Origin of the sequence: Bradyrhizobium sp., from assembly GCF_019244115.1 — a bacterium.
Taxonomy (GTDB): domain Bacteria; phylum Pseudomonadota; class Alphaproteobacteria; order Rhizobiales; family Xanthobacteraceae; genus Bradyrhizobium.
This window is the reverse complement of the sequence record NZ_JAFATE010000203.1, coordinates 40,729-56,415: the sequence shown is the minus strand read 5'-3', so window position 1 is coordinate 56,415 and position 15,687 is coordinate 40,729. Positions and strand designations below refer to the sequence as shown.

The window sequence follows — 15,687 nt, the reverse complement described above, 5'->3', positions numbered from 1 at the left end:
CAGTCGCCGCCGCCGGCGACGTTCGAGCGTTGCGTCGAGGTGGAGGTCGGCGGTGAGAGGTCGTTCGGATGTCTGAACCAGAAGCTCAAGCGCGAGGTCGATCGGACCAATCCATCGTTGAACCTGCCGCCGCTCGATGCACGCTCGCCCGACATACGGGTCGGTAACGCGAACGAGGCGGCCATTCGCCAGCAATATGGATCCAACTACGGCAAGTCGGTCGTTCCGTTCCGGCCGCCCGTTCCGACCTACGCGATCCAGCATCGCTGATGGCTAAAGTTGCCGCAATACGGGCCGTGTCAGGCCCGCGCCCGGCGCTGCGGCTGATGTGGGCCGCGGGCTGTGTGCTGCTGTGTCTAGCCGGCGACGGCCACGCTCAACAAAATGGCCGAGCCGACGCCGTCGATCTCAGCGTCTTCACCTTGCCGCCCGACGCCGAACCGGACGTTCCACCACCCGCGGCAGTCGAGCCGCGCCTGGCGCGTCAGCTGACGCCGAGCGACCTGCCGCCAGCGAATCCGCTCGTCGCGATCAGCTTCGGCGGCGGAAACGGTGGTTTTGGGCGGGATTGGCACGACTGGCGCGCGGGCCGCGAGCAGTATCGCGCGATCGTCGAACACGAAGCCCAAAATTCCGGGCTTCCAGCGGCGCTTGTCGACGCGATCATGGCGGTCGAGAGCCGCTACAATCCTGCCGTGATCGGCGCGGACGGCGAAATCGGATTGATGCAGGTGATGCTCCCGACCGCGCGCATGCTGGGATTTGCGGGGACAGCAGAGCAGCTTGCCATGCCTGCGACCAACATCCATTACGGCGCCGCCTATCTCGCCGGCGCATGGCGCCTTGCCGGCGGAGATCTCTGCACGGCCGCGATGAAATATCGCGCCGGGCACGGCGAAACGCGGTTCTCATTTCTGTCGGTGGATTATTGCTTGCGCGTTCGCGCCCATCTCGCCGCGCATGGCGTGCCGGTCAGCGGTTCGGTGCCGCAACCGACATTCGGCAGACCAAGTGCCGACCGGACGGGCGGCGCGGCGCCACACGGTCGACAACTGTTCAATGCCGGCATGGTCAACCTCGCGGCGTTGAACACGCGCTTGCGTGCACTGACCGAACGAAAGTCGCTGCGCGACACTCCGTAAAGCTTTGGGTCTGCGCGCGACGTTGCGGGTCGCCGCAAGCTCTCCGGCCCCGTCGTGACCGAAATCAGGACGGAGACGTCGCCTTGCTCTTGCGCCGCGGCCGGCCGGGCGGCTGCTTGGTCAGCTTGGGGTTGACCAGTTCTGGTCCGATCGCGCGCCAGCACTTCACCGCGCTCCGAAATGCGTGTTCGTGGGCGGGACTCCTGGCGCGCCAGTCGATCAGCTGTTCCGCATCCTCAAGCGTCGCCTCGCCCGATTTCAGCCGCACGATCCATGCCGCTGCTTCGCGCGTGAGCGGATCGGCGCGGTCGCGGTGATTGATTCGTTTCGTCAAGATCCAGAGCTTTCTCACTGACGCCGATCATGGGCGATCGGCCCCGAACGACACGTCTCTGAACGTTAGACGATTCGGCGCGGTGAAACCCGAATTTGACCGGAATAGGACGCTTGAGACGTTCGGCACAATGCTCCATCGCCTGCTTGAGATCGGTCTCGACGGTTCGTACGGTAACGCCGAGCCGGGCAGCGATTTCGCGATGTGGCAGACCATCGATGCGCGAAAGGGTCAGCACGACGCGCCGCCGCTCGGGAAGCTCCGCGATCGCCCGCTTGAGCTGGCTGACCTCGGAGCGGTCCTGCGCCTGGCGCTCGGGGTTCGGCCGGTCATCGGGAATGTCGAGCAGGCAATCGATCTCGCCCGCGGTGAGGCGACGGCTCTCGGCGCGCCGACGATCGTTTGCGATGTTGAGCGCGATGCGAAACAGATAGGCCTTCGGGCTCTGGATCGCTCCGACGTCGCTCATCGCTTCGATCCGAAGATAGGTTTCCTGCAATACGTCGGAGGCGAGATCGGCCGATCCGAGCCGGCGCGTCAATCGCTGATCGATGCCGCTGTAGTCCGCGAGCAGCAGCTCGCGCAGAGTCCTGGTGTTCGTGTTATTCATGTTATTAGCCCCAATGCCCCAAGTTATCGCGGCGGAACGTAACGGGGACGGACAACGATATTGTGACGGCATAATGTTACTGCACCTGATTGCGATGTTATCGACATCGCGTTGATAGCGAGCGTTTCGGCGACGGCAAAAAGTGCGATCGTGCCGACTTTTTTTTCGCGAGAGCGTGTGATGCGGCGTCTATCAAATAGAACGTTGATCGGCTTCCGCCGACGGCGTGTCACGCTGTGCGCGATAATCGTAGTATCCGAATGAGAATGAGCGCCGAGGTTCATGTGAACTCTTGTGATGCAGGCCGAGAGGGCGCGTTGCTTGCAGACAGGAAGGGGACTGTGCGATCGCAGCGCTCGAGTCTGGCGCGAGCGGACGGCGCGGCGGGGCTGGCGGTCTGCTGCCTGCTGCTCGCGATGGTCGGCGCGAGGTCCGCCTCGGCCAACCCCGTGCGGAATCAATCCGGCAAGGATGCAACGACTGCGCAGACGCCATCCGGATCCGCCATGCCGGCGAGCGCCAAATCCGGTGGCACGCCGGCTGCGCCATCGACCGCCGCTGCGCGCTTCGACATCGACGAGTTCCGTATCGAGGGTGCCGACAGCATGCAGCAGATCGACGTGGAGGCTGCCGTCTACCCGTTTCTTGGCCCGCAGCGCACGGCCGATGATGTCGAGAAGGCGCGCGCCGCGCTGGAGAAGGCCTACCACGACAAAGGCCTTCAGACCGTGAGCGTCTCGATCCCGCAGCAGGATGCCGAGCGCCGCTTCATCGTGCTCAAGGTGGCCGAGAACCGCGTCGGCCGATTGCGCGTCAAGGGCTCGCGCTATTTCGACATCGACAAGATCAAGACCGGCGCGCCTTCGCTCGAGGAAGGCAAGCTCCTGAACATCCAGGAGGTCACCAAGGACCTCTCGACGCTCAATCAGTGGGCGGACCGGCGGGTGGCGCCGCAGCTGCGTGCCGGCGTCCGGCCCGGAACGGTCGATGTCGATCTCAACGTGGAGGACACCCTTCCGCTGCATGGCAGCGCCGAAACCAACAATCGGCAGTCGCCATCGACGTCGGCGCTGAGATCCAGCCTGTCGTTGCATTACGACAATCTCTGGCAACTCGGCCATTCGATGACGGTTACCTACCAGTTTGCACCGCAAAGCATGAAGGACGCCATGGTCGTGTCCGGTTCGTATCTGGCGCGAACCGATTACGACTGGCTCAGTGTCCTCATCTACGGCCTGAAATCGGACAGCGCGGTCGCGACCGTCGGCGGCGCCAACGTGATCGGTCCTGGCCAGGTGATCGGTGGCCGCGCGGTGCTGACGCTGCCGGCCAAGGGCGAACTCTTCCATACCCTGTCGCTCGGGGTGGACTACAAGGAGTTCAAGCAGACGCTCTCGCAGGGGAGCGACTCGTCCGACTCGCCCGTCACCTATGTGCCGCTGGTCGGCACCTATGGCGCGAGCTGGAAGGGCGAGCAGCGTCTGACCCAGCTCAACGCGACGCTGACGTCGGGCTTGCGCGGCATCGGAAGCGATCGCGACCGCTTCGACGCCAGGCGTTTCAAGGCGACCGCGAGTTTCATCGACATGCGGATGGACGTCTCGCACACCCAGGACCTGCCCGGCGGCGCGCAACTGTTTGCTAAGATGCAGGGACAGATCGCCGATCAGCCGCTGGTGTCCAGCGAGCAGTTCAGCCTGGGCGGCCAGGACACGGTGCGGGGCTATCTGGAGTCCGAAGTGCTCGGCGACTACGGCGTGGCGGGTACGCTTGAACTGCGCTCTCCGAGTCTGGCGCCTTATTTCGTGCAGAACCTGGACAACCCGCTCGGTGCGCCGATCAAGTTCAATGTGTTCGACGAGTGGCGCTTCTTTGCGTTCGCCGATGCGGGCCGCGCCAAGATCATCGAGCCGCTGCCGGACCAGCAGTCGCGTTTCGACCTCGCGAGCTACGGCATCGGCACCCAGCTGAAGACGCTCAATCACTTTAACGGACTGTTCTTCGTCGGCATGCCGCTGATCAGCCAGCAGGTCACCGTCGCCAACCATCCGCGATTCAGCTTTCGATTCTGGGGAGAGTTCTAGATGCCGGCGCTTTCTTGCAGACCGCTTCGCGGGTGGATCGTGAACAGCGCGATGCTGCTGGTGGTCGCGGCACTCGCGGCACTCTGGCCCGGGCCGGCGGCGGCCTGGTGGAATGACCAATGGAGCTTGCGCAAGAAAATCACCATCGACACCGGGCCATCGGGGGCAGCCATCAGCGATCCGATCGGCGCCACGCCGGTGCTGGTGCGCCTGCATGTCGGCAATTTTCGTTTCGCGACGGCCAAGGATGACGGCGGTGATCTCAGGTTCATTGCCGCCGACGACAAGACACCGCTGAAGCATCTTGTCGAGAAATATGATTCGCTGCTTGGCGAGGCGCTGGTATGGGTCAGCGTTCCCGATCTGAAGGTCGGCGCCAAGAACGAGATCTGGCTCTACTACGGAAATCCGAAAGCGCCCACCGCGGTTGATGCCAAGGGCACATACGATCCCGACACCGTGCTGGTCTATCATTTTGCCGAGCGTGGCACCCCACCGCAGGACACCACCGCCTGGGCGAACGGTGCGCAGAGTGCGGTTTCGGCGGCTGAAGGCGCAATCATCGGGCAGGGCGCCCGGCTCGACGGACAGACCGCCGTCACGTTGCCCGGCTCGCCGTCGCTGGTTGTCGCCGAAGGCGGAGAACTGACCTGGTCTGTTTGGCTCAAGATGACGGCGCCGCAGCCGCGCGCGGTGCTGTTTTCGCGCTCGGAAGGGGCCAACGGAGTGACGATCGGCCTCGACAACGGAGTGCCGTTCGTCGAGGTGACGAATGCGGGCAGCACGCAACGGAGCGGCGACGGCGCGCCGATCGCGGTGGGTGCGTGGCGGCACCTTGCCGTCGTGGCCAGGGCCAATCAGATCACGCTCTATCTCGATGGCGCCGCGTTCTCGACGCTTGCCGCGACGCTTCCGACCATGACGGGCACGGCGCAGCTCGGGAGCGCCGCGGCCGGCGCGCCGGCGGCGGATTCGGCGCAGCCGGCGGCGAGTGCGCCGGCGGATGCCGCTGCGGCGCCAGCCGCTTCGGATGCCGGATCCGCGGCCACCGCCAGGGCGGGCGCGGTCTCCTTCGCAGGCGACATCGACGAGCTCCAGATCGCCAAGGTGGCGCGGCCTGCAGGCTTCATCAAGCTGGCTGCGATCGGGCAGGGGCCGGAGCAGGCCAAGCTGGTCTCGTTCAGCGTCGACGAGGAAACCGCGAGCTGGTTCTCGGGCTATTTCGCGGTGATCCTGCGCTCGGTCACCATCGACGGCTGGGTCGTGATCGGCGTGCTCGCGATCATGGCGGTGATCAGCTGGGTCGTGATGTTCGACCGCGCCTCCTATCTGAACCGCGTCGAAAGAGGCAACCGCGCGTTCCTGAAACATTTCCGCGAGACCGCCACCGATTTCGCAACCCTCTTGCAGCTCGATCGCGCGGAGACCGACGCCAGTTTCGGCGGCAAGGTGGGCACGAAGCAACGCAAGCGCATCCTGGCCGCGCCGCTCTATCGCCTGTTCAACCTCGGTGCGCAGGAGATCCGCCGACGCTTCCACGGCAATGGCGGCCACCACACGCTGTCACCGCAGGCGATCGAATCGATCAGGGCGGTGCTCGACAGCGGTTTCGTGCAGGAAACGCAACGCCTCAATCGGTTGATGGTCATGCTGACCATCGCGATCTCCGGCGGACCCTTTCTGGGCCTGCTCGGCACGGTGGTCGGCGTGATGATCACCTTTGCGGCGATCGCGGCCTCGGGCGACGTCAACGTCAACGCGATCGCGCCGGGCATCGCGGCCGCGCTGGTCGCGACGGTTGCCGGTCTCGGCGTCGCGATCCCTTCGCTGTTCGGCTATAACTATCTGATCACGCGCATCAAGGACACGACCAGCGAAATGCAGGTCTTCGTCGATGAGCTGATCACCCGAATAGCCGAAGCTTATGACAGGCAGCCGGCACCGCCGGCGGCGCAAGCCGCGGAGTGACGTCTCATGCATGTGCAGTCCGACAGCAAGCCGTATGACGACATCAACATCACGCCGATGCTGGATCTCGCTTATGTGCTCTTGGTGATCTTCATCATCATGACCACGGCCACGGTGCAGGGCATGAAGGTGAACCTGCCGAAGGCGAGCGCGGCACCGAGCCTCGCGCAACAGACCACCAAGGCGATCACGGTCACCAATGATGGCAAGATCTTCCTCGATACGATTCCGGTGACGTTCGCCGAGCTCGAGCAGCGGCTGGTCCAGCAGCGCGCGCTGACGCCGGAGTTTCCGATCGTGCTGCGCGGCGACAGCCAGACCCAGTACCAGAACGTCGTCGACGTGCTCGATCTGCTCGGACGGCTCAACTTCACCCAGGTCGGCATGGCGACCAAGCCGCTGGTCAAGTGAGCCGCAGGGAAGCGCAGGCGGGCGATGAGCGTGGAGAACGACGAGGACAGCGGCAGACCGTCGGCGTGGCGCATTGCGCTGCTGGGCGGCGGCGGCTTGCTGGTTGTCGGGTTGATGGCCACCGGTGTCTTCTTCCTGCTGAGCGGCGACAAGGAGCCGCCGCGCAGGGTGAACGAGCTCACCATCATCGCCATCGTGCCGCCGCCGCCTCCGCCCCCTCCGCCGCCACCCCCGCCCGAGCAGAAGGTCGAAGAGAAGGTCGTCGAGCAGACGCCGGTGAAGCAGGAGATCGAGGAGAAGCCGGTCGACATTCCGAAGGATGCGCCGCCGGATGCCAAGGATGAGCCGCCGCCCGGACCGCTGGGGCTCGATGACGCCGGCAAGGGACCGGGCGATCTGCTCGGCCGGCCGGGCGGCCGCGGCCTGATCGGCGGCGGTGGTGGCGGTGGGGGAAGCAGTCGCTGGGGCTGGTACGCGAGCATCGTGCAGACGCAGATCGAGGCCGCGTTGCGCGCCAATGAAAAGACCCGTCACGCGGTGATGCAGGTCCAGGTCAGGCTGTGGTCGGACAGTACGGGACGGGTCAATCGCGTGCAGCTGGTGTCGTCGACCGGCAGCAGCGAACTCGATGCCGTCATCCGCGACCAGGTGCTCGGCGGAATGACGCTGCGCGAGCCGCCGCCGAAGGAGATGCCGATGCCGATCACCACGCGTGTCACCGCGCGCGCACCCGGTTGAGCAGGAAATTGTGTGGGGTGTCCAGGACACCCGCGAGACGGACGCTGGAAGCAGGAAGGACTGAGATCATGGGGCGGGCTGAATCGATGGGGCAAGAGCTGGCTCTGGCGGCGGCGATTGTCCTTGCGCTTGCTGCTCCCGCGGCGGCGCAGGACGACATCGGTCCGGCCACGAAACGCCCGACGGTGTCGCGCAATGCCCCGCCGTCGTCCAACGCCACCGTCAACCTCATCAACCTCCTGGTGAAGCAGGGCGTGCTCAGCGAGGAGCAGGCGGCCGCGCTGGTCAAGCAGGCCGATGACGAGGCCTATGTGGCGCGGCAGGCCGTCAGCAACGCGACAGCCAAGGCTGAGGATGCCACCAAGACCGCGTCGACCGCCGCCAATGCGGTATCGCCGCCGGGAACCAAGCGCGTCACCTATGTGCCGGAAATCGTCAAGCAGCAGCTCCGCGAGGATCTCAAGAAAGAGGTGATGGAGAAGGCACAACGGGAAGGCTGGGCTTCTCCGGGCCAATATCCGGAATGGACGCACCGACTCCGGTTCTATGGCGACGTCCGCACCCGTTACGAGGGAGACTTCTTTCCGAAAGGAAATGTGCCGCAGGTGAACTTCAACGCGATCAATACCGGGTCGCCGTTCCTCGAAGACAACATCAATGCCGTCAATCCCTATTTTCCTCCGACCTACAACACGACTCAGGACCGCAACCGTTTCCGATTCCGCGCCCGACTCGGGCTTGATGCCGATCTCTTCAATGGCTTCACGGCGGGTCTGCGTATCGCGACCGGTGAAAACAGCTCTCCGGTGTCGACCAATCAGACGTTTGGCGCCAGCGGTGGGAATTTTTCAAAATACGCGCTGTGGCTAGATCGTGCGTTCTTGAACTACCAGGCTTTTCAAGACGACTTCGTCCTATCGTTTGGCCGGTTCGACAACCCATTCTGGTCCCCGACCGATCTGGTCTGGTACAAGGACATCGGCTTCGACGGGTTCGCTGCTCAGGCGAAGTACGAACTGTTCGATCGCTTTACGCCATTCGCAGTCGCCGGCGCGTTCCCGGTCTTCAACACCGATCTCAACGCCGGTCTCAACACCAGTAACCTGAATGGACCTGTGAAACTGCCGAGCCGGGACAAGTGGCTGTTCGGTGGTCAGATTGGCTTGGGCGCGCGACTCGATCCTGACAGCGAGATGAAGGTTGCAGTCGCCTATTACGACTTCACCAACGTTCAGGGACAACTCTCCAGCCCATGCCAGGTTCTTGCCGCTTCGGATACGTGCGACACGGATCTGTTGCGTCCGCCATTTGCTCAGAAGGGCAACACCTATATGGCTTTGCGGAACATTCCGGCCGTCTTTTTACCAAACCCGACACTAAACTACCAGTTCTACGGTCTCGCCAGCGCGTTCCGTCCGCTCGTTGTGAGTGGTCAGGTAGACTTTGCGCAATTCAACCCCTACCACATCATTCTCGACGGAGAATACGTTCGCAACACCGGTTGGAATCGTACCGACGTAGCCGCCAAGGTTCTGGTCAACTTTCTGCAGACCGGCCCGACGGTCGGCTGCACCAGCACGCCCTGTCCGCAGATCTACACCGGCGGCAACCAGGGCTGGATGGGACGCCTGACGGTGGGCAACCGCGAGCTCAAGGCGCTGTGGGACTGGAATGCGTTCGCAGGCTACAAATGGCTCGAATCCGATGCCGTGATCGACGCCTTCACCGACTCCGATTTCGGCCTCGGCGGCACCAACCTCAAGGGCTATTTCGTCGGCGGCAATGTCGCGCTGGGACCGAATGTCTGGCTCACCGGGCGTTGGATGAGCGCCAACCAGGTCGCGGGTGCCCCCTATGCCGTCGATATTTTCCAGCTCGATCTGAATGCGAGGTTCTGACATGTGGCGGCGAACACTTTTGCCGGTTGTCGTGCTGACGCTGGTGAGTACGACGGCCGCCGACGCGCAGTCGGATTCCGATCGTCTGCGCGAGGCCCTGCGCAACGCGACGGCGCAGGCCCGCACGCTCGAGGACCAGCGCGCGGCCCTGCAGGCGAAGCTGACAGCGGCGGAGCAGGAGCGCGAACGGCTGCGCAAGCAGAACGAATCCTACCGGGCGCAGATCAAGGAAGCGGAGCAGGCCTATCGCCAGGCCGTGAAGGATTTCAACGACCGCCTGGCCGAGCGCGACGACGCGCTGGAAAAATGGAAGAGCGCTTATGGCGAGGCGGCCACAGTCGCGCGGGCGAAAAACGACGAGAGCGCCAAATTCTCGGCCGAGGCCACCGCGCTGAAGGCAAGCAACAAGGCCTGCCAGGCCAAGAACACGGAGCTCATCAAGACGGCGAAAAACGTCGTGCAGCAATACGAAGCGATGAACCCGTTTGAAAAGATCCTGGACCACGACCCGGTGTTCGGGCTGAAGCGCGTCGAGCACCAGAACGCCGCCCAGGATTTCCGCGACAAGATACTCGATCAGGAGGTGAAGCCATGATCAGGACCACTGTTACAGCCGGTTTGCTCGCCGCGGTGACGCTCGCTGCCGCATCAGTGCAGGCCGAAGCGCAGACCCGTGCATCGCCTCCGGCAGCAGCGCCGGCGCGGCCGGCCGCGGCCCAGAGCGCACCGGCGCGCGCGGCCGCGCCCTCGCCCTCGGGGATCTCGGACGACAAGAGCGCAGGAAAGGGCGATGAAGTCGTCGCCCGGGTCGGTGACAGCGATGTCACCGCCGAAGAGGTGCGCGCCGTCATTGCCTCGCTGGATGGGCGCAAACAGGCGGCGCTGGCGCACGACCCGGCGACGCTGAGCCAGATCGTACGCGGCATCCTGGCCAATCGCCTCGTGCTCAAGGAAGCTCTGGGCAAGAAGTGGGATCAGCAGCCCGCGGTCGTGTCCCAGCTTGCGCGGGCGCGCGAAAACCTGATCGTCGAAAGCTATCTGCTCTCGGTTGCCGCACCGCCCGAGAACTACCCGGCCGAGGCGGAGATCAAGAGCGTCTATGATGCCAATGTCAGTGCCTTTCTGGTTCCGCGCCGATTCCAGTTGGCGCAGATCCTGATCGCTCTCGCGAAGGACGCCGACAAGGCCGCTGAGGAGGCCGCGCGCAAGAAGCTCGACGACCTGGTCAAGAAACTGAAGCAGCCGGGGGCGGATTTCGCCGCGACCGCCCGCACCGCATCGGACGACGCTCCTACGGCCGAGCGCGACGGGGAGATCGGCTGGGTGGCCGAGCCGGATCTGCGGAGCGAGATTCGCAGCCAGGTCGCGGGGCTTCCCAAGGGTGGCATCACCGATCCCATCAGGCTCGACGACGGCTGGCATATCATGAAGCTGGAAGACACCGAGGCCTCGCATACACGGCCGCTTGCCGAGGTCAAGGACGCTCTCGTGCAGAAGATGAGGGCTGAACGCACCGAGGCCAATCGGCGCGCCTATGTCACTGACCTGCTCAAGCAGACGCCGCCGGTCGTCAACGAAATCGCGCTTGCAAAACTGCTCGAGGCGAAATCCGATTCGGGACCTGCGCGCTCGAACTGAACGCAATGACGTTACTTGCATTGGGCGGAAGCGGCAGGGTCTGCTTCCGCCGGCGTGGCAGCGGCCCGGCCGATCGCATTTGGACGAAGGGAAATCCGGTTCCTGTTAGTTTTTGGTTAACTATCATATTTACGATATAATTTATGTGATAACCGGGAACAGATCACCCAACCCGGACTTGCGTGACAAAGCCCGTGACCCACGTAAGTGAAACGACGAGACTGGCGAGCCCGCGCGCGCGAGTCAGCATTCCCTTTGGATCGATCGAGCCGCTGTTCGCATCGCTGGACGTCGTGGCGATCGTGGGAGCCGGCGGGCTCGCCGGCTTGCTTTATCAGCTCATCCTGGATGGCAGCGTCGCGGATCCCCGCCTCGGTGCCGGACTGGGACTGGTGGCGAGCCTTGCTTATGTGCTCGCGGCGCATTGTCTTGGCCTCTATCGGCTGAATGCCTTGCTCGAAGGCGAGCAGGAGGCCGGCCGGGTCTGGACCGGCTGGGGTCTTGCCATTCTCGTTCTGACGGTGATCCTGTTCCTGTTCAAGGCGAGCGCCGGGGCCTCGCGCGGCTCGGTTGTCTGCCTGTTCGTCCTTGGCGGACTATTGCTCGTGCTCGCGCGGCGCCTGGGCAAGAATCGGCTGCGATCCGCGCTGGTCGGCGGCGCGATACGTGGTCGGCGTGCCGTCTTGCTCGGCACACAGCACGAACTCGCGCGGCTCGCGCGGGGCGACCTGCTGGTGAGGTTCGGCCTCGAGGAGACCGGCCGGGTCGTGTTGCCGCGTGGCGACGGGACAAGGCTGTGCGCTGAAGTGCTGCAGTCGCCGATCGATGCGCTGATCGATCGCATCAGGATCCTGGCTGCGGAGGAAATCATCCTCGCCTTGCCATGGTCGCATCCGCAGGACATCGAACTGCTGCTCGGGCGGCTGCGCGTGGTGCCGCTTCCGGTCCGGCTGTTACCGGACCGCGCCGTGTCGACCGTCTTGCGTCGTCAGACCGCCATCTCGCAGCGACTATACATGGTGGAGCTGCAACGCACGCCGCTGAACGCCGTCGAGCGGCTGACCAAGCGGATGCTGGATGTGGCGGTTGCGGCCACGGGACTCTTGCTGCTGCTGCCCGTGCTTCTGGTCGCGGCTGCCGCCATCATGCTGGAAACCGACGGGCCTGTGATATTTCGGCAGCGACGACACGGTTTCAACGGAAAATCGTTCGTCATCTACAAGCTGCGGACCATGAGGGTAATGGAAGATGGTGCCGCGGTGGTGCAGGCCAGGCAAGGGGACCCACGGGTGACCCGTGTCGGGCGCTTCCTGCGCGAGACCAGCATCGACGAGCTACCGCAGCTGTGGAATGTGCTGCAGGGGCACATGTCGATCGTGGGACCACGTCCCCATGCACTGGTTCACGACCATGAATATGGCAGCACGATCGCGAACTATGCCTTTCGCCATCATGTGAAGCCCGGGATCACGGGGTGGGCGCAGGTGCGGGGATTTCGTGGCGGAACCCCGCGGCTGGAGCTGATGCAGCAGAGGATAGCACTTGATCTATGGTATATTGATAATTGGAGCTTGAGGCTCGATCTCTATATCATGGTGAGGACGTTCTTTGAGGTCATCCGGCGCAGGAATGCGTATTGAGCGCGGCGAGAGCTGACGCCTCCCTTATCATGAATTAACGATCGCTCATTTGAATATCCGCATTGCTCGGGCTAGGTTGCCGCAACTGATCGCGCGGTGCGGCTGAGCGGTCGCTTTGCAGACGGCCCGCCTGGGCTCTGCGGAAGCCGCACGGGGCTTTGGCTCCGATGGATGTCGACGGGCCCTATTGAAAGACTTGATAATTTTCGCTTATTGGTTCCTCAGGGACGTTTGGTTGCCCGATTCGGGCCGGAGAGGACTGACATGGCGGGCAGGCGGCATGCCTCGGGGGAGATCACGACCAAGCTGGCGCAGGCCCATGAAATGGCCGCGAAAGGCAAGACCCAGCGTGAAATTTGCAAGGCGCTCGGCGTCAGCATCATGACGTATCATCGCTGGAAGAAAATGGTGAACGCCTCCGCCGATTCCCATGCGAGCGGCCAGATCGAGGGTCCCGCCGATACGTCCGATGCGATGGAGACCGATGGTGTACTGAAGCGCCTGGAGCTCGAAAACTCTCGCCTGAGGCGGCTCGTCACCGATATGCTGTTGGATAAGCTGAGGCTTGAGGACGAACTCCGCGCGCGCCAAGAGGCTCCGTATGGGAAGCCTAGCAAAAGCCGGTAGCAAATTACCGTGACGGTTGTGTGACGATTTCAACAGCACGAGTGGTTGGGCGCCATGGCCGCTAACAGCGCAATTATTTTCCGCAACCGCCCCTGCTGAGCTTGCTCAGGTCAGTCGCTTAGCGGCGCTGTCGGCGCGACTGTAGCCGCGGTTCGCATAGTACCCGTCATGGTACAGTCCACGCTGCTCGAACCGTTCCATGTCGGCGAGGTTCGCCTTGTTCAACACGACGCCTAGCAGGCGATCGCGGATCTCTACCTCCCCCATCAGGTGATGCTCGACGGTGGTGATCCTCGTGTTTCCCCACTCGACGACGAACACCAGTGAATCGATGACCGGGAGCGCCGCGCGGACATCGACCACGGGAGCCAGCGGCGGGAGATCGACGATAACGTAGTCGTAACGTTGGCGAAGCTGCTCGATGAGATGGCTGAAGGCTCGCGAAGACAGGATCTCGTCGGTATGCGCCACCTGTCCGGCGAGCAGGAGCGGAAGCAGGGCCAGATTGGTGCCGGGCTCATGACCGACGGCTTTCGCAAGCTCGACCTTGCCGGCGAGCAGCTCCATCAGCCCAACGGCCGGCGCGGGGCTGAGGGCGTGGGCGAGCGTCGGATTGCGCAGGTCCGCGTCCAGCAGGATGACGCGCTTGCTTGCATCGGCCATCAGAGCGGCGAGGTTGCAGGCAATGGTCGACTTGCCCTCATTCGGGAGTGCGGAGGTGACGCCGATCACCTGGTTGTCCGCGCTCGCCCCCTGAAATCTCGCGGCAACCTTGATCGCCCGGATCGCTTCGGAGAACAGAGACAGCGGATGGTCGGCGACATATCGCAGGATCGGGTCGGTAAAGCTGAAGGAGATGGCATCGGGTGATGGCACCACGCCATTCGGCTGGCTTCCCGGCGCGGACAATGCACGGGCGTCGGCAGCAGGCCCCTCCACGGTGCGGTTCACCGCGGGAGCGGGAAGAGGTGGCGCGGTCAGCAGCGGAATGACCGACAGGCATTTGATCCCCAGCGCCCGTTCGACCTGCGACCGGGTCCGGAATGCGCCGTCGATCACCTCCCGCAAACCGGCGATCCCGATGCCGGCAATCAGTCCCATCGTGGCGGCGATCACCAGCACAAGGGTGTTGTTCGGCTTGCTCTTTTGCGATGGCGGCGTTGCGACACTGATGACGCGCGCTTCGGTGATCGGGAACGATTGCTGCTGGATCGCATCCATGTAGCGCTGAAGGAAACTGTCGTAGACGGTATGGTAGATCTTGGCGTAGCTCTCGAGCTCCGCCAGCCCGAGCCGGTCGCGATTGGTCACCTGTCCCTCGGTCACCAGGCCTGCGAGCTCCCGCTCGAGATTCTCCTCGCGCGCCCTGGCGATCTCGTAGTCGCTCTGATAGCTCGCGGCGATGCGGCCGAGCTCCGCGCCGATATTCCTGCGCAGTTCCGCCATCTGGTCGCGGAGATTGGCGGCGGCCTGATGATCGAGCCCGTACCGCGCGGACAGGTTCGCTTCGCGGGCGGAGAGGTCCAGATATTGATTGCGCAGCCGCGTGATGACCTCGTTGTGCAGCGTGTCGGCGACGGCTGCCTCGCCGACGTCCATCTTGCGGACCTGCTCGATCCGTTCCTGGCGCGCTCGCGCCTCGCTGGTTGCGCCCCGAGCCGTCACCAATTGGCTGTTCAATTCGAACAGCTGCTGTTCGCCGATCAAACGGGCCGTAGCGCCGGGGCCGGCGGCCATGTTCGATCCGCCGAAGTCGACGATCTTGTTCTTCTCCTTGAAGTCGAGAACCGAACGGTCCGCCGACGTCACCTGGGCCCTCAGTTCCTTGATGCGTTCCTGCAGCCAGGTCCCCGCCCGACGCCGGGTCCGGTCCTTGGCTTCGAGCTGATCGTCGATATAGGCGTCGGCGATGGCGTTGGCGACGTTGGCTGCAGTGGTCGCATTGCGCGAGGTGAACGAGACGTTCAGCACGTAGCTTCGTTCCATTCTCCCGACGCTGCGATGGTTGGCCAGTTCATCGAGCGCTTTCTGCTCCTTGTCCGCCGGCGAGGCGGCGCCGCGGAAGAAGGACGATAGTCCGGTGTCCGGCTTCACGAATTCGGGGTCATCGGTCAGTTTGAGCTTCCTGATGACCGCAAGCGCAACATTGTCGGATTCGAGAATCTCGACCTGCGATCCCACCTGAAGCGTGTCGAGGGGCATGTCACCGACAGGCTGCTGCTGGTTCTGCAAAACCCGCAGCGAATTGCTGTCGATCAGCAGGGTCGTTGTCGCGGTGTATTGCGAGGGGGTGGCGAGCAGATACAGGAGGCCGATCAGGAGTGCGGCAGCCGGGCCGATGATCAGCACCCGGCGCTGCCTGCGAGCGAATCCCGTCAGCCGCTCGATCGCTGAGGCGATCGTGGCCGAGGCGTCTCCCGCGGCACTGTCCTCCACGCGGTCGATCGTCGTTGTGCGCGACAGCCCATTCATGGTCAATCAGATCCTCAGCGGCCCTTGTTGATCTCTGGTGATTTCGTCCTCGGCCGTGACAGCCGCTTCGATCAGGGACGCTGGGCGGACATCACTGCCAGCGTGACGTGCGCAGTTAGCGTGTA

14 protein-coding genes are annotated in these 15,687 nt (G+C 63.8%); 11 read left to right on the top strand and 3 right to left on the bottom strand.

Annotated features, from left to right (window positions below):
- Both JOZ76_RS09030 and JOZ76_RS09025 read left to right on the top strand, forming a co-directional pair.
- Nucleotides 1-270 (top strand): hypothetical protein (locus JOZ76_RS09030; protein WP_291698280.1); only part of this gene is annotated, 270 nt, incomplete at its 5' end.
- The gene (locus JOZ76_RS09025) at nt 270-1,142 is read left to right on the top strand and encodes a lytic transglycosylase domain-containing protein (RefSeq protein WP_291698279.1); all 873 of its coding nucleotides are present in this window, start codon (nt 270-272) and stop codon (nt 1,140-1,142) included. The genes JOZ76_RS09030 and JOZ76_RS09025, both read left to right, overlap by 1 nt.
- Before the next feature lie 64 nt (nt 1,143-1,206).
- On the opposite strand, the gene JOZ76_RS09020 is transcribed toward JOZ76_RS09025, so the two are convergent.
- A complete protein-coding gene (locus JOZ76_RS09020; protein ID WP_291698278.1) occupies nt 1,207-1,476 on the bottom strand; it encodes a FecR/PupR family sigma factor regulator in 270 nt (89 codons plus the stop codon).
- Nucleotides 1,379-2,086, bottom strand: a complete 708-nt coding sequence (locus tag JOZ76_RS38175) for an RNA polymerase sigma factor (protein WP_366938551.1) — start codon at nt 2,084-2,086, stop codon at nt 1,379-1,381. The genes JOZ76_RS09020 and JOZ76_RS38175 overlap by 98 nt, the downstream gene beginning before the upstream one ends.
- 341 nt (nt 2,087-2,427) lie before the next feature.
- On the opposite strand from JOZ76_RS38175, the gene JOZ76_RS09010 reads away from it, so the two are divergent.
- From JOZ76_RS09010 to JOZ76_RS08970, 9 genes are all read left to right on the top strand, one after another.
- Entirely contained in the window at nt 2,428-4,170 is a 1,743-nt protein-coding gene (locus JOZ76_RS09010; RefSeq protein WP_366938550.1) for a ShlB/FhaC/HecB family hemolysin secretion/activation protein, read from the top strand.
- Nucleotides 4,171-6,138: a DUF2341 domain-containing protein gene (locus tag JOZ76_RS09005; protein ID WP_291698276.1), complete on the top strand. Its 1,968-nt coding sequence runs from the start codon at nt 4,171-4,173 to the stop codon at nt 6,136-6,138.
- 6 nt (nt 6,139-6,144) lie between these two features.
- Nucleotides 6,145-6,549 carry an ExbD/TolR family protein gene (locus JOZ76_RS09000; RefSeq protein ID WP_291698275.1) on the top strand — a complete coding sequence of 135 codons (405 nt, stop codon included), beginning with the start codon at nt 6,145-6,147 and terminating at the stop codon, nt 6,547-6,549.
- 24 nt (nt 6,550-6,573) lie between these two features.
- Nucleotides 6,574-7,287 carry a TonB C-terminal domain-containing protein gene (locus JOZ76_RS08995; RefSeq protein ID WP_291698274.1) on the top strand — a complete coding sequence of 238 codons (714 nt, stop codon included), beginning with the start codon at nt 6,574-6,576 and terminating at the stop codon, nt 7,285-7,287.
- A gap of 68 nt (nt 7,288-7,355) precedes the next feature.
- A complete protein-coding gene (locus JOZ76_RS08990) occupies nt 7,356-9,185 on the top strand; it encodes a putative porin (RefSeq protein WP_291698273.1) in 1,830 nt (609 codons plus the stop codon).
- A gap of 1 nt (nt 9,186) precedes the next feature.
- Nucleotides 9,187-9,780: a hypothetical protein gene (locus JOZ76_RS08985; RefSeq protein ID WP_291698272.1), complete on the top strand. Its 594-nt coding sequence runs from the start codon at nt 9,187-9,189 to the stop codon at nt 9,778-9,780.
- Nucleotides 9,777-10,823, top strand: coding sequence for a peptidylprolyl isomerase (locus JOZ76_RS08980; protein ID WP_291698271.1), 1,047 nt, complete (start codon nt 9,777-9,779; stop codon nt 10,821-10,823). The genes JOZ76_RS08985 and JOZ76_RS08980 overlap by 4 nt, the downstream gene beginning before the upstream one ends.
- A 194-nt stretch (nt 10,824-11,017) precedes the next feature.
- Nucleotides 11,018-12,463: an undecaprenyl-phosphate glucose phosphotransferase gene (locus JOZ76_RS08975; protein ID WP_291698270.1), complete on the top strand. Its 1,446-nt coding sequence runs from the start codon at nt 11,018-11,020 to the stop codon at nt 12,461-12,463.
- A 264-nt stretch (nt 12,464-12,727) separates the two neighbouring features.
- A complete protein-coding gene (locus JOZ76_RS08970) occupies nt 12,728-13,090 on the top strand; it encodes a transposase (RefSeq protein ID WP_291698269.1) in 363 nt (120 codons plus the stop codon).
- Between the two features lie 105 nt (nt 13,091-13,195).
- Here the strand turns inward: JOZ76_RS08970 and JOZ76_RS08965 are convergent, their stop codons facing one another.
- A complete protein-coding gene (locus JOZ76_RS08965) occupies nt 13,196-15,562 on the bottom strand; it encodes a polysaccharide biosynthesis tyrosine autokinase (RefSeq protein WP_291698268.1) in 2,367 nt (788 codons plus the stop codon).
- Between the last annotated feature and the right edge of the window lie 125 nt (nt 15,563-15,687).